Below are 15,361 nucleotides of genomic sequence, written 5' to 3' on the forward strand. Positions count from 1 at the left end.
GACTGCTCACACGTCACGCCGGCCGCGTACGGTTCCGCTCGGGAGCGGCGCGCTGCTCCCCGTCACGTATGGCTGGACGACGGGCCGGCTGGCGACCCCGGCGGCCGAACCGGCCGGCCACCGCGTGGGGCGCGTGTTCGGCGGCGTCGGCGGAGCGGCGGGCCAGGGCATGCGATGGGCCGGCCGTCGTGGGTTGCCGGCCGACGGTGCTCGGTCAGCGGACGGAGCAGCCGCCGGGCTCCGCGGGCAGCGGCGCGGGGGCGCCCACCGTGGGCAGGCCGAGCATGACGCCCGCGGGCTTTGGCTCCGGCGCGGCGTTGCGCTTCTCCCACGCGTCACCCGCCCGCGTGCGCCGTACGCCCCGGGGGGTGCCCTCCGCGAGGAGGTGGTGCGGTGCCGCGTAGGTGATGTCCACCGTGACGACGTCGCCGGGGCGAACCGGCTCGTCGGGGCGGGTGAAGTGCACCAGGCGGTTGTCGGGGGCCCGGCCGGAGAGGCGGCGGGTGGCGTCGTCCTTGCGGCCCTCGCCCTCCGCGACCAGGACCTCCACGGTGCGGCCGACCTGGCGCTTGTTCTCCGCCCAACTGATCTCTTCCTGGACGGCGACCAGGCGCTCGTAGCGGTCCTGGACGACCGCCTTCGGGATCTGGTCGTCCATCTCGGCGGCCGGGGTGCCGGGGCGCTTGGAGTACTGGAAGGTGAACGCCTGGGCGAACCGCGCCTCGCGGACCACGTGCAGCGTCTGCTCGAAGTCGGCCTCGGTCTCGCCGGGGAAGCCGACGATGATGTCGGTGGAGATCGCCGCGTCCGGCATGGCGGCGCGCACCTTCTCGATAATCCCCAGGAAGCGCTCCTGCCGGTACGAGCGACGCATGGCCTTGAGCACCGTGTCGGAGCCGGACTGGAGCGGCATGTGCAGTTGCGGCATAACGTTCGGCGTCTCGGCCATGGCGGCGATCACGTCGTCCGTGAAGTCGCGCGGGTGCGGCGAGGTGAAGCGCACCCGCTCAAGACCCTCGATGGTGCCGCAGGCGCGCAGCAGCTTGCTGAACGCCTCACGGTCGCCGATGTCCGAGCCGTACGCGTTGACGTTCTGGCCGAGCAGCGTGATCTCGGTTACGCCCTCGGCGACCAGCGCCTCGACCTCGGCGAGGATGTCGCCGGGACGGCGGTCCTTCTCCTTGCCGCGCAGGGCGGGCACGATGCAGAAGGTGCAGGTGTTGTTGCAGCCGACCGAGATGGACACCCATGCCGCGTAGGCGGACTCGCGGCGGGTGGGCAGCGTCGAGGGGAACGCCTCCAGCGACTCGGCGATCTCGACCTGCGCCTCTTCCTGGACCCGCGCGCGCTCCAGCAGGACCGGCAGGCTGCCGATGTTGTGCGTGCCGAAGACCACGTCCACCCACGGGGCCTTCTTGACGATCGTGTCGCGGTCCTTCTGGGCCAGGCAGCCGCCGACCGCGATCTGCATGCCAGGCCGCCGCGCCTTCATCGGGGCGAGCCGGCCGAGGTTGCCGTAGAGCCGGTTGTCGGCGTTCTCCCGCACCGCGCAGGTGTTGAAGACGACGATGTCGGCATCGCCCTCAGCGGAGCCCTCGGGCGCGCGCACGTAACCGGCGTCCTCCAGGAGGCCGGACAGCCGCTCGGAGTCGTGGACGTTCATCTGGCACCCGTAGGTGCGCACTTCGTAGCTTCGATTCACGCCCACTGCACTGCTCCGGTCACTGCTGCTCATGACATCAGGGTAGACGGGCGCGCGTCTCGTACGTCCTCGCACTCATCTTGGTTGCCCAGGGTACGTGTTCGACTCCGTTCCCCGCCCCTCCCTTCCGCGCCGCGATGCTGGCAGTATCCGGCCCATGCTCAAGACCCTGACCGAACGGCCGGGAGCGTGGCGCGCGCTCCGTGCCACCGGCATCGCGGGCGGCCCCGGCATCGGGCGGACCCGGCGGCTGTGGCGGCTCGCCGTGACGGCCGTCGTGGTGCTCGGGCTGCTGCTGTGGTGGTTGCTGCCGGTGGGCGACGATGCGTCCCCGAGCGGGAGCGTGACCGTGACGACCGGGGTGCGTACGGGCGTGTACGCGCGGTACGGCGAACTGCTCAAGGATCACCTCGACGAGGACCTGCCGCGGCTACGGGTGAACCTCATGCCGAGCGAGGGATCGGTGCAGAACATCAGGCGGCTCGTCGCCGGCGAGGCGTCCTTCACGATCGCCACCGCCGACGCCGTGGCGACCTACCGCGACGAGGGCGGCGACGGCGCACACCGGCTGCGGGCGTGCGCCCGGTTGTACGACGACTACCTGCAGTTGGTCGTACCCGCCGGTTCGACGGTGCGCCGCGCCGCGGACCTCGCCGGCAAGCGCGTGGCGATCGGACAACCCGGCTCCGGCGTCAGCCTGATCGCGGAGCGGCTCCTGACGGCGGCGGGGCTCGACCCGGAGAAGGACCTGACGCCGGTGCCGGTAGGGATCAGTGAGATGACCACACTGATGCGAAAGGGGAAGATCGACGCCTTCTTCTGGTCCGGTGGCCTGCCGACGGGCGCCGTGCTCGATCTCGCGAAGCGCTATCCGATCCGGCTCGTGCAACTCGGTGACCTGGTGGATCGCGTGCACAAGCTCGGCGGCGCCAAGCACTACTACCGGGCCGCCGTGATGCCCGCCGACGCCTACCCCATGGTGCAACGGGGCCAGGCCATCAAGACCATCGCGGTGGCCAACCTGTTGGTGACGACGGACGGGACGGACCGGACGCTGACGGAGAGCGTCACGCGAACGGTGATCAACAGCCGCGACAAGATCGGCGAGAGCGTGCACGCGGCGCAGCGCGTCGATCTTCGCACGGCCATCTACACCGACCCGCTGACCCTCCACGAGGGCGCCAAGCGCTACTACCGGTCGGTCAAGCCCTGAGGCCCCCGCCCGCCCGCCCGCGAAGGGCCGGCGCCGCCCCCCTCCGGGCACGCCCGCATCAGCCGGCCCACCCCGTCGCCGGCGCGATCCGTCACCGCACCGGCCGTCAACGCGTCGATGCGTTCGTGCGCCGACCGCCTCGGCGCGCTGATCCACCAGCGCATCGGTCCACTGACGCATCGATCCATCGACACGTCGATCCACCGACGCACCGCCGCGTCGCCGCGCGCGCCGGCGGCCGGGTGTGCGCGTACGGGCACGCTCTGCCGGGGCTCAGGCGCGGCGGTGCGTCGGTGGGGGCAAGGTCGGCGGCGTCGAGGGCCGGGTCGGGGAGCAGTTCGAACGCGGCGGCAGCCGCCCCCACGAGCCCCGCGTCGGTGCCCAGCGAGGCCGGCACCGCCTCGATGCCCCGTACGAACGAGAGCGCGGCGTACGTCGCCAGGTGTCGCCGCAGCGGTGCGAACAGCACCTCGCCGGCCGCGGCCACGCCGCCGCCGATCACCGCCGCCTCGACCTCCAGCAGGGTCGCGGTGCCGGCGACCGCCGCGGCCAGGGCCCGCCCGGCCCGGTCGAAGGCGGCCAGGGCCACCGGGTCTCCGTCGCGTGCCGCGGCGGCGACCACCGCCGCCGAGCGGTCGGCCCCGGTCGGCCGCCAGCCCATCGCGGCGGCATGGCGGGCGATGGCCGGGCCCGACGCGAGGGCTTCGACGCATCCTCGGGAGCCGCACGGGCACGGGGGGCCGTCCACCTCCACGCTGATGTGGCCGATGTGTCCCGCGTTACCCGTGGGCCCGGGGCACAGTCGCCCGTCCAGGATCAGGCCGCCGCCGACGCCGGTGGAGACCACCATGCACAGCGCGTTCCGGCGGCCACGGGCCGCTCCCAGCCAGTGTTCGGCGGCGGCCATGGCCACCCCGTCGCCCACGAGCGCGACCGGCACCGGCGCCCCGTGGCACGCGAGGGCGGCCTCGGTGCGGGCGCGGACCGGGAAGTCGCGCCAGGCCGTGATGTTGACCGGGCTGACGGTGCCGCGCGCGGCGTCGACCGGCCCCGCGCTGGCGAGGCCGCACCGGGTGACGCGGGCCCACTCGGGCGAGCGCGCCAGGGTGGTGATGACCTCGGTGACGGCGGCCATGACCGCCTCGGCCGCCGCCCCGGGCGAAGCGCAGGCCGCGCCCACGGCGCCGGCCGGCGCGGCGCCGTGGCCCCGCCCCGTACTGGGCGGCGTGGGCCGCCTGGCCGTGGCGTGCACCGTGCCCCGTCGGTCCACCAACGCACCCGCGATCTTGGTCCCGCCGATGTCGATGGCCACGCTCAGCGCGGCGCTGCCGGCGCCGTGGCCCGACGCTCCCCAGGAGGCGGGCGCGGCCGGCGCGCGCGTAGGGGTGGCCGGGCGGGGCGGGGGCGCGTCGGCTGGCGTCAGTGCGTCGGCTGCGGTCATGGCGGTCTGCCTCTCGGTCGATGCGGCTGTGGCTCTGCTCGGGCCCCGTGGGCGCGCGGCCCACCGCACCGGGGCTCGGCCTCGGTATCGGGCCAAGGGGCCCGGCCAAAGGCTCGCGACGCGCGCGGACCGCTCCCGAACCAGCGGCCCGCGGCGCGCCGTGCCGGCGGCGCGGGCGCCCCGCGCGGAGGGGGACTCCTTACGGAACGGGCCACGCCGCCACGGAGATACGGCGCAGCCGCGGCGACGTCGGTTCCGGCCGTACGGGGGTTCAGGCCGAGGTACCCGGGGGCCGGCCCCCGGGGGGCGCGTGGGCTCGGTCGCCGCACCCGCCGCCAGGCGCCGTACGCCGCGCGCGACACCGACTCCACCCCAGCGCCCGTGTGGCCTCGTGCTCCGTGCCCCCTTGCTCCCTGGTCGCTGCCCCGTGGTCGCCGCTCCGTGCCCCGTGCCCCGCGCTCCGTGCCCCGTGGTCGCCGCTCCGTGCCCCGTGCCCCGCGCTCCGTGCCCCGTGGTCGCCGCTCCGTGCCCCGTGCCCCGCGCTCCGTGCCCCGTGGTCGCCGCTCCGTGCCCCGCGCTCCGTGGTCGCCGCTCCGCGCCCCGTGCCCCGCGCTCCATGCCCCGCGCCCCGTGGTCGGCGCTACGCGCCCCGTGCCCCGTGCGATCGCCGCACCGCGCTCCGTACCTCGTGCCCCGTGGTCGCCGCTCCGCGCCCCGCGCTCCGTGCCCCGCGCTCCGTGGTCGCCGCTCCGCGCCCCATAGCGTCATGCCGGGAGTTCAGCGCCCACGCCCCGCGCTCGCCGCCCCACGCCCCGTACGCCCCCTCCCCCGCCCCGTACGCGACAGCCGACGGGGGACCGGGGGCGCGGCGACGGGGCGGTCCGCGGTGCCGTCCCGGTTTTCCTCGCCGATCAGTGGTAATGCCACCTGAGCATCGCGCGATCGGGGCGGGCCCCGTCCCGGCGCGCGCTCCCGTATCCGCACCGCGCACGTCATCAGCACACACCGTCAGCCGTTCCGCCCCACGAACCATCGGAGCCGCCGCCATGCATGACGACCGCAGCATCGTCGAAGACCGTCTGCGCCGTGTCCTCACCGAGCGCGTCCGACCCGCCGTCTACGGCGCCACCGAACCGCTCACCCTCGGGCGGTGGGAGGTGCCCGGCGAACCGGTGCCGGTGGCCGAGGGGTTGGCCGCGGAGTACGGTCCGGCCGCCGTCGGGGACCGGTGGGGCCCGGCGTGGGGGACGACCTGGTTCAGGGTGACGGGGCGGGTGCCCTCGGCGTGGGCGGGCCGCACCGTCGAGGCCGTACTCGACCTCGGCTTCGACCGCCAACTCCCCGGCTTCCAGTGCGAGGGGCTGGTCTACCGGGCCGACGGGGAGGCCGTGAAGGCGCTCAACCCGCACAACGCCTGGGTGCGCGTCGGTGCCCCGGTCGAGGGCGGTGAGGAGGTCGAGTGGTACGTGGAGGCCGCGTCCAACCCGATCCTGGTCGGCCAGTCGCCGACCCGGGAGGGCGACCACCTCACCGCGAGCGACGAGCCGCTGTACCGGCTCACCCGGATGGAGCTCGCCGTCTTCGAGCCGGAGGTGTGGGAGCTGGTCCAGGACCTGGATGTGGTCGGCAGCCTGATGACGCAGCTCTCCACCGGCGACGCGCGCCGCTTCGAGCTGCTGCGCGCCGTCGAGCGCTGTCTCGACGCCCTGGACCTCGCCGACGTCCCCGGCACCGCTGCCCGGGCCCGGGGCGCGCTGGCGGGCGTGCTCGCCGCCCCGGCCAACGCCTCCGCGCACCGCGTCAGCGCCGTCGGACACGCCCACATCGACTCGGCGTGGCTGTGGCCGCTGCGCGAGACGGTGCGCAAGGTCGCCCGCACCTCGTCGAACGTGGTGCAGCTCATGGACGACCACCCCGAGTTCGTCTTCGCCATGTCGCAGGCCCAGCAGCTCGCGTGGATCAAGGAGCACCGGCCCGAGGTCTTCGCCAGGGTGAAGGAGAAGGTGGCCAGCGGCCAGTTCGTCCCGGTGGGCGGCATGTGGGTGGAGTCCGACACCAACATGGTGGGTGGCGAGGCGATGGCCCGCCAGTTCCTCTACGGCAAGAAGTTCTTCCTGGACGAGTTCGGCATCGAGACGAAGGAGGTGTGGCTACCGGACTCGTTCGGGTACACGGCGGCGATGCCCCAGTTGGTGAAGCTCTCGGGCTCCGACTGGTTCCTCACGCAGAAGATCTCCTGGAGCCGGACCAACAAGTTCCCGCACCACACCTTCTGGTGGGAGGGCATCGACGGAACCCGCGTCTTCACGCACTTCCCACCGATCGACACCTACAACTCCGACCTCGGTGGTGCCGAACTGGCCCACGCGGCCCGCAACTACCAGGAGAAGGGCCGCGGCACGCGGTCGCTGGCCCCGTTCGGCTGGGGTGACGGCGGTGGCGGCCCCACCCGCGAGATGCTGGCCCGCGCGCGGCGCCTCGGCGACCTGGAGGGCTCGCCCCGGGTGACGATCGAGCGCCCGTCGGCGTTCTTCGCGGCGGCGCGGGCCGAGTACCCCGACGCGCCGGTGTGGGCGGGCGAGCTGTACCTGGAGCTGCACCGCGGCACCTACACCTCGCAGGCCAAGACGAAGCAGGGCAACCGGCACAGCGAGTCGCTGCTGCGCGAGGCCGAGCTGTGGGCGGCCACCGCGGCCAGCACGGTGTCCGGCTTCTCCTACCCGTACGAGGAGTTGGAGCGCCTCTGGAAGACGGTGTTGCTGCACCAGTTCCACGACATCCTGCCCGGCTCGTCGATCGCCTGGGTGCACCGCGAGGCGCGCGAGACCTACGCCCGGGTGCGCGCCGAGTTGACGGAGCTGGTGTCCGCCGCGCAGGCGGCGTTGGCCGGTCCGGGCGAGGAGCCGGTCGTCTTCAACGCCGCGCCGCACGCCCGGCGCGGCGTCCCCGCCGGCGGCGCGGCCCTGGCCCCGCCGCCGGCGAGCGCCCCGGTCACGGCGGCCGAGCGGGACGGCGGCGGCTACGTGCTCACCAACGGGCTGCTGCGGGTCGAGGTCGACGAGCGTGGCCTCGTGGTCTCCGCGTACGACCTGACCGCCGGGCGCGAGGCCATCGCTCCCGGCCTGGCCGGGAACCTGCTCCAGATCCACCCGGACTTCCCGAACATGTGGGACGCCTGGGACGTCGACCACTTCTACCGGCACAACGTGACCGACCTGGTCGACGTCGACGAGCTGGACCTGGCCGAGTCGACCGACGAGCGCGCGGTGGTCACGGTCGCGCGCTCCTTCGGCGACGCGGGCTCCACCGTCCGGCAGCGGCTCGCGTTGCGCGCCGGCGCCAAGGTGCTCGACATCGACACCGAGGTGGACTGGCGGGATACGGAGAAGTTCCTCAAGGCGGCCTTCCCGCTGGACGTGAAGGCGGACCGGTCCGCGTCCGAGACGCAGTTCGGGCACGTGTACCGGGCCACGCACACCAACACCTCGTGGGAGGCGGCCAAGTTCGAGATCTGCGCGCACCGTTGGGTGCAGGTCGAGGAGCCCGGCTGGGGCGCCGCCGTGGTCAACGACTCGACGTACGGCCACGACGTCACCCGCGACGTGCGCGCGGACGGCGGGCAGACCACCACGGTGCGGCTCTCGCTGCTCCGTGCCCCGCGCTACCCCGACCCGGAGACCGACCATGGCCACCACCGGCTGCGGTACGCCCTCGCGCCCGGCGCGACCGTGGCCGACGCGGTGCGCGAGGGGCACCGGATCAACCTCCCCGAGCGCACCGTCACCGGCGGCCGGGCCGTCGAACCGCTGGTCTCCGTCGCCGGCGACCAGGTGATCGTGGAGGCGGTCAAGCTCGCGGAGGACCGCGGCGGGGACATCGTGGTGCGGCTGTACGAGTCCGGCGGCGGCCGGGCCAGCACGACGCTGACCGCCTCCGTACCGGTCGCTGAGGTGGTCGAGACCGACCTGCTGGAGCGTCCGTTGGCCGACGCCCCGAAGCGCGCGTTCTCGCCCGAGGGCGCGCTGGAGCTGATCCTGCGCCCGTTCCAGATCCTGACCCTGCGGCTGACCCCACGCGGCTGAGTCGCGCCCCGCGCACGGCGCCCCGTACTCACCCCTGGGGCGCCGTGCGCGGCACGGCGATGGTCACCCGCAGGCCGCGTGGCTTGTTCGGGGCGTACGCGATCGTGGACCCGCCCGCGGCCAGCAGGGCGCGGCTGATGGACAGGCCGAGGCCGGAGCCGGAGACGTTCTGGTGCCGGTTGCTGCGCCAGAAGCGGTCGCCGACGCGCTCCAGCTCCTCCTCGGTCAGGCCGGGGCCGCCGTCCGCGATGGTGATCCGCACCGTCTCACCGGTCGTGCGCACGTCCACGACCACCCGCTCGCCCTCCGGCGTGAACTTCAGCGCGTTGTCGATCACGGCGTCCAACGCGCTGGAGAGCGCCACCGGGTCGGCCCACGCGGTGGCCCCGCCCGGGCCCACGTAGTCGAGCGTGACGCCCGCGCGGTCGGCGAGAGGGCGCCAGGCGCCGACCCGTTCCTCCGTGACCTCGGCGATGTCGCTGAGGCGCAGGTCGGCGGCGGCGTGTTCGGCCAGGGCCAGGGCGAGCAGGTCGTCGAGGACCTGGGTCAGCCGCCTGCCCTCGGCGCGGACGGAGGCGACCTCCTCGTTCCCCTCGGGCAGCTCCAGGGCCAGCAGCTCGATCCGCAGGAGCAGCGCGGAGAGCGGGTTACGGAGCTGGTGCGAGGCGTCGGCGACGAACGCCCGCTGCTGTTCGAGCACGTCCACCACGTGGTCGGCCATCTCGTTGAACGAGCGGGCCAGCCGGCGCAGTTCGGGCGGGCCGCCCGAGGCGGCGACCCGGGAGGCCAGCCGCCCCGTGGCGATGTCGTGCGTGGCGGCGTCGAGTACGCGTACGGGGCGCAGCACCCAGCCGGTCAGGCGCACCGCGGCGGCGACGGCGAGCAGCATCGCCGCCGCTTCGCCCGCGGCGATCAGCAGCCAGCCGCGCACGACGCGCGAGCGCATCTGGTCGGTGGGCGAGTCGGTGACGACCACCGCCACCACGTCGCCGTCGCGCACCACGGGTGAGGCGACCGCGAGGCGGCCTCGTTCCCAGGGCCAGACCTGTTCCGGGTCGTGGCTGCGGCGGCCGGCGAGCGCCTCCATGAAGGCCCGCCACGGCTCGCTGTGCTCGGTCAGCGACCAGCCGGCGGGGGCCGATCCCATCGGCTCGCCGTCGCGGTAGAAGACGCCGACCTGGATGCCGTACAGCTCGTGGTAGCGGGTCAGTTCCACCTGCAGCGTGGCCTGCCGCTCGTCGCCCTCCTGGGGGTAGGCCGGGCTCGCCACCGGCCGCGTCGTGACGTACTGGGCCAGGGCCGCGAACCGCGCCGTGTCGTCGATCCGGTCCACGACCACGCGCTGCTGCTCCGCCGCCGCCAGGCTCGCGCCGAGCGGGAGCCCGAGGGCCAGCAGCACGCCCGCCATCAGGACGATCAGCAGCGGGAGGAGTCGAGTGCGCACGATGCTCCCAGGGACGGGGTCGCCGCTCAGGCGGCCGGGGCGACGAGACGGTAGCCGACGCCGCGCACCGTCTCGATCAGCGCGGGCATCCGCAGCTTCGAGCGGAGCGAGGCCACGTGCACCTCAAGGGTGCGGCCGGTCCCCTCCCAACTCGTACGCCACACGTCACTGATGATCTGCTCGCGGCGGAAGACCACGCCCGGCCGCTTGGCGAGCAGGGCCAGCAGGTCGAACTCCTTGCGGGTGAGCGAGACGACGGCGCCGTCCACGCGGACCTGGCGGGTGGACAGCTCGATGCTGACGGGGCCGATCAGCAGCGGCCCCGTGGACTCGTCGGGGTGCTCGTCGGCCGCACCGTCGGCGGGCACGGTGCGCCGGCTGACGGCGTGGATGCGGGCGAGCAGTTCCATCGGGTCGTACGGCTTGACGACGTAGTCGTCGGCGCCCAGGTTGAGCCCGTGGATGCGGGAGCGCACGTCGGCGCGCGCCGTCACCATGATCACGGGCGTGCTGGTGAGCTTGCGGATACGCCCGCACACCTCGAACCCGTCCTGATCGGGCAGCCCGAGGTCGAGCAGGACCACGCTGAACGGGTCGCTCTCCCCCGGCAGCAGGGCTCGCAGCGCCTCCTCCCCGTTGCGGGCGTGCGTGACCTGGAAGCCGTGCCGGGCCAGCACCGCGGACAGCGCGGCGGCCACGTGGTTGTCGTCCTCGACCAGCAGCAGTCTCATCAGCCCCGCCCTCCCTCGGTGGTGCTCCCTCACGCGCCCCGACTCCGCTCCGGACGCGCGCCCCTCGTGCCCGCCGGGCGCCGGGTCCCGCACGGCGTTCCCGGGGGCGCCGCCGGCCCGGGGCGCGGGGCCCGTCCGCAGCGCCGCCAAGGGCGCCCCGCCTCCACCCGCGCGTCCCACCGCGCCGTGCCCCGCGTGCGCCACTGCCTGCTCCGTACGCTCGTGTGTTCCCGGTGCTCCGCGCAGCGTGCTCCGTCTCGGCGAGGCCACCACGCCGCGCCCCCACGGCACCGTGCCACGCCCGTCCCGCTCCATGCCCGGGGGCCCGTGCCCCCGTGTCCCGCGCCCCGTACGGCGTGTCTCGCGCCCTGCGCCCGCCCCGTGCCCCGTGTCGGAGCGCGACCCGGTCCCCCGTGGCGGCGGCGCGCTCCGCGCGACCGAGGCCGCGCGCTCCGTACCGCCGCCGGCCCGGGCCGGCCGCGCCCCGTGGCGGGTGGACGGGCGCGCGAGGACGCGGGACGCGCCGGCGCTTCGGGGCCTTTCTCGCTCCGTACTTCGCAACGCGCGAGCCCTGGCCGGCCGGCGCCGCCCCGGCCCCCGCCCGCGCCGGTGCGTGCCGGGGCGCGGATCGCTCACCTGGTGTGTTCCCTCGCTGTTCCTCGCGCCGACCCGCGCCGTTCGTCGGCGCCAGGCAGCGTGTCCCCCCACCGGGGCCACAGGCATGAACGCCGATACCCGCGGGGCGCGTCAAGGGAATGCGACCACCCAGTTGTTTCCGTTACGTAGCCGGTATGGGCATCGCGTTGTTTCCCGGACCGTACGGCGATCATGCTCCGCGCCCCGTTCACGCAGAGTGTCGCTTTGCGGCCGGATCGTTATGCTCAATTTCAGCTCAGATGTAATGACGCTGGTCGTGGCGGCTCATTAGGGTCCTCCCAACCGAGGAGGACGGAGCGAGACGCCGATGAGCGAAGTATCGGTGACCAAGGGCGCCACGGCTGTGGCGGGCGACTTGGTCGCGCTGACAGGAGTCAACAAGCACTTCGGCGCGCTGCATGTGCTCCAGGACATCGACCTGACCATCGCCCGCGGCGAAGTCGTCGTCGTCATCGGGCCGTCCGGGTCCGGCAAGTCCACGCTGTGCCGCGCCATCAACCGACTGGAGACCATCGACTCCGGCACCATCACCATCGACGGAAAGCCGCTGCCGCAGGAGGGCAGGGAACTGGCCCGGCTGCGCTCGGACGTCGGCATGGTCTTCCAGTCCTTCAATCTCTTCGCCCACAAGACCGTGTTGGAGAACGTGACGCTGGGCCAGATCAAGGTCCGCAAGGTCGAGCGGAAGGCCGCCGAGACCAAGGCGCGGGCCCTGCTCGACCGGGTCGGCGTCGGCACCCAGGCCGACAAGTACCCCGCGCAGCTCTCCGGCGGCCAGCAGCAGCGCGTGGCCATCGCCCGCGCACTGGCCATGGACCCGAAGGTGATGCTCTTCGACGAGCCGACCTCGGCCCTCGACCCAGAGATGATCAACGAGGTCCTCGAGGTCATGCAGCAGCTCGCCCAGGAGGGCATGACGATGATCGTCGTCACCCACGAGATGGGCTTCGCGCGCTCCGCCGCGAACCGCGTGGTCTTCATGGCCGACGGCCGCATCGTCGAAGAGGCGACGCCGGACCAGTTCTTCAGCACCCCCCGCAGCGACCGGGCCAAGGACTTCCTGTCGAAGATCCTGCACCACTGACCGCCCCCCGCTCGACGACGTAAAGGACATTCACCATGAAGCTCCGCAGGACTGCAGCGGCGGCGGCCGTCGTACTGGCCATGGCCGTGACGGCGACGGCGTGTGGCAAGGAGGGCAGCCCGGACGACGACAAGAAGGACAAGGACGCCCCGAAGCTCTCCTACGAGGTCAACACCGCGGCGGACGTCAAGGACTCGCCGGTCTGGTCGAAGGCCAAGGGCAAGACGATCAAGATCGGCACCAAGGCCGACCAGCCGAATCTCGGCTACGAGGACCCGAGCACCAAGGAGCGCTCCGGCTTCGACGTCGAGATCGCCCGCATGATCGCCGCCGAACTCGGCTTCGACGAGAAGCACATCGAGTGGAAGACGGTGCCGACCGAGGCCCGCGAGACGCAGCTCTCCAGCGGTGGCGTCGACTTCTACGTCGGCACGTACACGATCAACGACGAGCGCAAGAAGCAGGTCGACTTCGGCGGCCCGTACTACCTCGCCGGCCAGGACCTGCTGGTCGACAAGGACAGCGACATCAAGACCCCGGAGGACATCAAGGGCAAGAAGGTCTGCTCCGTCACCGGCTCCACGCCGCTGAAGCGGATCAAGGAGAAGAAGTACGGGGTCGCCAAGGCCAAGGCGCAGCAGGGTTACCAACTGTGCGTGCAGGACCTGAACAACGGTCAGGTGGACGCGGTCACCACGGACGACACGATCCTCAAGGGCTACGCGGCCCAGAACGACGGGCTGCGGGTGCTCGGCAAGCCGTTCTCGGAGGAGCCGTACGGCGTCGGCCTCAAGAAGGGCGACAAGGCGCTGCGCGACGCGATCAACGACGCCATCGAGACGCACCAGAAGAACGGCAACTGGAAGAAGGCGTACGACGCCACGCTCGGCAAGTCCGGCATCCCGGCCCCGACGCCGCCGAAGGTCGACCGCTACTGAGCCGCCGCCACGACGGCTGACGCCTGAGCGGCCGGGCGTCCACGGCGCGGCCCGGGCCCCGTGAGGGCCCACCCGCCGCGGGCGCCCCCGGCCGCCGTGCTCACCACCGGAGACTTGACTTGAACGTACTGACGGACAACTTCGCGGCATTCCGCGACGGCTTCCTCAAGACCGTCGAACTGACCGCTTACAGCTCGCTGTTGGCCCTCGTGCTCGGCATCCTGATCGCGGGCTTCCGGGTGTCTCCGGTGCCCGCGCTGCGGGTCTTCGGCACCGTATGGGTAACGCTGCTGCGCAACACGCCCCTGGTGCTCCTGTTCCTCATCGTCACGCTGGGCCTGCCCGCGCTCGGACTCAAGGGCTGGGACTCCTTCTGGCTCGCGGTCATGGCCCTCGGCTGCTACACGTCGGCCTTCATCTGCGAGGCCGTCCGCTCCGGCATCAACACGGTGCCGGTCGGGCAGGCCGAGGCGGCGCGCAGCATCGGCATGACCTTCACGCAGACGCTGAGCCAGATCGTGCTGCCGCAGGCCGCGCGCACGGCGATACCCCCGGTCGGGAGCCTGATCATCGCCCTCACCAAGAACTCCGCCATCGCCTCCGGCTTCGACGTCATGGAGCTCGGAGCGCTGCAGAAGCAGCTCAACGCGGACGCGGGCTACGACATCCTGGTGATCTTCCTCTGGATCGCGGTCTGCTACCTGATCATCACACTGACCCTCAGCGGCCTGTTCCGGCTGCTGGAGAACCGGCTGGCGGTGGCCCGATGAGTGCCAGTGTCCTCTACGACGTCCCGGGCCCCAAGGCCCGCCGACGCAATCGCGTCTACGGCGTGGTCTCCACGCTCGCCCTCCTTGGCCTGATCGCCTTCGTCATCTACCGGCTGGACGACACGGGGCAGTTCCAGGCCGGCCTGTGGGACGACTACCAGTACGCGAACACCCAGGACCGCATCCTCGAGGGTCTGCTGACGACGCTGAAGACGTTCGCGCTCGCGGCGGTCTTCTCGCTCGCCCTGGGCGCCGTGCTGGCCGCGGGACGCCTCTCCGACCACCGGTGGGTGCGGTGGCCGACGGCGGTGCTCGTGGAGTTCTTCCGCGCCATGCCGCTGCTGATCATGATCTTCCTGCTGTACTACGCGTACTTCGACACCCAGCCCATGTGGGCGCTGGTCATCGGGCTGACGCTGTACAACGGGTCGGTGCAGTCGGAGATCTTCCGCGCCGGCATCAACGCCGTGCCCAAGGGGCAGAGCGAGGCCGCGTACGCGCTCGGGTTGCGCAAGACCCAGGTGATGACGAGCGTCCTCATCCCGCAGGCCGTGCGCTCCATGCTGCCGTCGATCATCAGCCAGCTCGTGGTCACGCTCAAGGACACCTCGCTCGGCTTCATCATCCTCTACGAGGAGCTGCTCTACGTCGGCAAGGCGTTCGCGGAGCGGACCCCTCCGGAGAACGGCGTCTACGCCTTCATCCCGATGGTCATCGTCTTCGGCTCCATCTACATCCTGCTGTGCTTGGCGCTCTCGTCGCTGGCCACCTGGATCGAGCGGAGCACCAAGCGCAGCCGCAAGGGCGCCCCGGCGGCGGTGCCGGCCGGCGCGGCCACCGTCATGGTCGACCCCTCGCACAGCGCGGACGGCGGTTCCCGGGGCGGCGACGCGCGAGGAGGCGGCCCCAAGGCCGACTGACCCCACCTCCGTCGCGCCCCGGCGCCCGCAGGGGCCCCGCGCGCGACGGCGCACCCCGCGCCCCGTGTCCCCGCCCCACGGCGGGAACACGGGGCGCTCGCACGTCGGCGACCCGCCCGGCGCACCACCCGGCGTGCCGGGGGCGGCCGGTACGGGGCGAGGTGTGGCGGGGGCGGGTGGAGTTGGGCGGGGCGCGGCGCGGTGCGCGGGGGCGGTACGGGGCGAGGGGCGGTGGGCCGAGGCGCGGGGCGGGCTGCCCCGTCGCCCGCGCCGCGCGCGGCGCACGTATGCCCGCGGGCGGCGGGGCACGGGAGCACGCGGGAGCACACTGGAGCGCGCCCCGCGGGAGTCGGCGGTGCCCGACGGGGCGTCAGGCGAC

The 15,361-nt window shown here is 73.2% G+C and carries 9 protein-coding genes and 1 pseudogene; 6 read left to right on the forward strand and 4 right to left on the reverse strand.

What is annotated here, in order from left to right:
• Positions 1-214: 214 nt before the first annotated feature.
• Positions 215-1,735 (reverse strand): tRNA (N6-isopentenyl adenosine(37)-C2)-methylthiotransferase MiaB, encoded by a 1,521-nt coding sequence (gene miaB / locus H7H31_RS07330; RefSeq protein ID WP_187060150.1) that lies wholly within the window; start codon positions 1,733-1,735, stop codon positions 215-217.
• Positions 1,736-1,859: 124 nt separating this feature from the next.
• Here miaB and H7H31_RS07335 point away from each other — a divergent pair, with 124 nt between their 5' ends.
• Positions 1,860-2,915 (forward strand): TAXI family TRAP transporter solute-binding subunit, encoded by a 1,056-nt coding sequence (locus tag H7H31_RS07335; RefSeq protein ID WP_187060151.1) that lies wholly within the window; start codon positions 1,860-1,862, stop codon positions 2,913-2,915.
• A 307-nt stretch (positions 2,916-3,222) separates the two neighbouring features.
• Here H7H31_RS07335 and H7H31_RS07340 read toward each other — a convergent pair.
• A pseudogene (locus H7H31_RS07340) lies at positions 3,223-4,356 on the reverse strand (ROK family protein); the annotation flags it as partial.
• Positions 4,357-5,402: 1,046 nt separating this feature from the next.
• Between H7H31_RS07340 and H7H31_RS07345 the strand changes: the two are divergent.
• Positions 5,403-8,438 (forward strand): alpha-mannosidase, encoded by a 3,036-nt coding sequence (locus H7H31_RS07345; RefSeq protein ID WP_187061429.1) that lies wholly within the window; start codon positions 5,403-5,405, stop codon positions 8,436-8,438.
• 28 nt (positions 8,439-8,466) lie between these two features.
• Here the strand turns inward: H7H31_RS07345 and H7H31_RS07350 are convergent, their stop codons facing one another.
• Positions 8,467-9,882, reverse strand: a complete 1,416-nt coding sequence (locus tag H7H31_RS07350) for a sensor histidine kinase (protein ID WP_187061430.1) — start codon at positions 9,880-9,882, stop codon at positions 8,467-8,469.
• Positions 9,883-9,908: 26 nt separating this feature from the next.
• Positions 9,909-10,613, reverse strand: coding sequence for a response regulator transcription factor (locus H7H31_RS07355; protein WP_176164469.1), 705 nt, complete (start codon positions 10,611-10,613; stop codon positions 9,909-9,911).
• 964 nt (positions 10,614-11,577) lie between these two features.
• On the opposite strand from H7H31_RS07355, the gene H7H31_RS07360 reads away from it, so the two are divergent.
• The 4 genes from H7H31_RS07360 to H7H31_RS07375 all read left to right on the forward strand — a co-directional run bounded on the left by H7H31_RS07360 (position 11,578) and on the right by H7H31_RS07375 (position 14,982).
• Complete coding sequence (locus tag H7H31_RS07360) at positions 11,578-12,354, forward strand: amino acid ABC transporter ATP-binding protein (RefSeq protein ID WP_187061431.1); 777 nt, start codon at positions 11,578-11,580, stop codon at positions 12,352-12,354.
• Between the two features lie 35 nt (positions 12,355-12,389).
• On the forward strand, positions 12,390-13,292 hold the full coding sequence (locus tag H7H31_RS07365; RefSeq protein WP_187061432.1) for a glutamate ABC transporter substrate-binding protein: 903 nt from the start codon (positions 12,390-12,392) through the stop codon (positions 13,290-13,292).
• A gap of 119 nt (positions 13,293-13,411) precedes the next feature.
• A complete protein-coding gene (locus H7H31_RS07370) occupies positions 13,412-14,062 on the forward strand; it encodes an amino acid ABC transporter permease (RefSeq protein ID WP_187061433.1) in 651 nt (216 codons plus the stop codon).
• Entirely contained in the window at positions 14,059-14,982 is a 924-nt protein-coding gene (locus tag H7H31_RS07375; protein WP_187061434.1) for an amino acid ABC transporter permease, read from the forward strand. Before H7H31_RS07370 ends, H7H31_RS07375 begins: the two co-directional genes overlap by 4 nt.
• Positions 14,983-15,361: the final 379 nt, after the last annotated feature.

This window comes from Streptomyces buecherae (assembly GCF_014295035.1).
GTDB classification, from domain to species: Bacteria; Actinomycetota; Actinomycetes; order Streptomycetales; family Streptomycetaceae; genus Streptomyces; species Streptomyces youssoufiensis.

Bases quoted from the DNA above. Each gene is read 5' to 3' on its own strand.
- H7H31_RS07360 (WP_187061431.1), top strand. From the start codon at position 11,578: ATGAGCGAAGTATCGGTGACCAAGGGCGCCACGGCTGTGGCGGGCGAC.
- H7H31_RS07375 (WP_187061434.1), top strand. From the start codon at position 14,059: ATGAGTGCCAGTGTCCTCTACGACGTCCCGGGCCCCAAGGCCCGCCGA.
- H7H31_RS07355 (WP_176164469.1), bottom strand. From the start codon at position 10,613: ATGAGACTGCTGCTGGTCGAGGACGACAACCACGTGGCCGCCGCGCTG.
- miaB (WP_187060150.1), bottom strand. From the start codon at position 1,735: ATGAGCAGCAGTGACCGGAGCAGTGCAGTGGGCGTGAATCGAAGCTAC.
- H7H31_RS07365 (WP_187061432.1), top strand. From the start codon at position 12,390: ATGAAGCTCCGCAGGACTGCAGCGGCGGCGGCCGTCGTACTGGCCATG.
- H7H31_RS07335 (WP_187060151.1), top strand. From the start codon at position 1,860: ATGCTCAAGACCCTGACCGAACGGCCGGGAGCGTGGCGCGCGCTCCGT.
- H7H31_RS07345 (WP_187061429.1), top strand. From the start codon at position 5,403: ATGCATGACGACCGCAGCATCGTCGAAGACCGTCTGCGCCGTGTCCTC.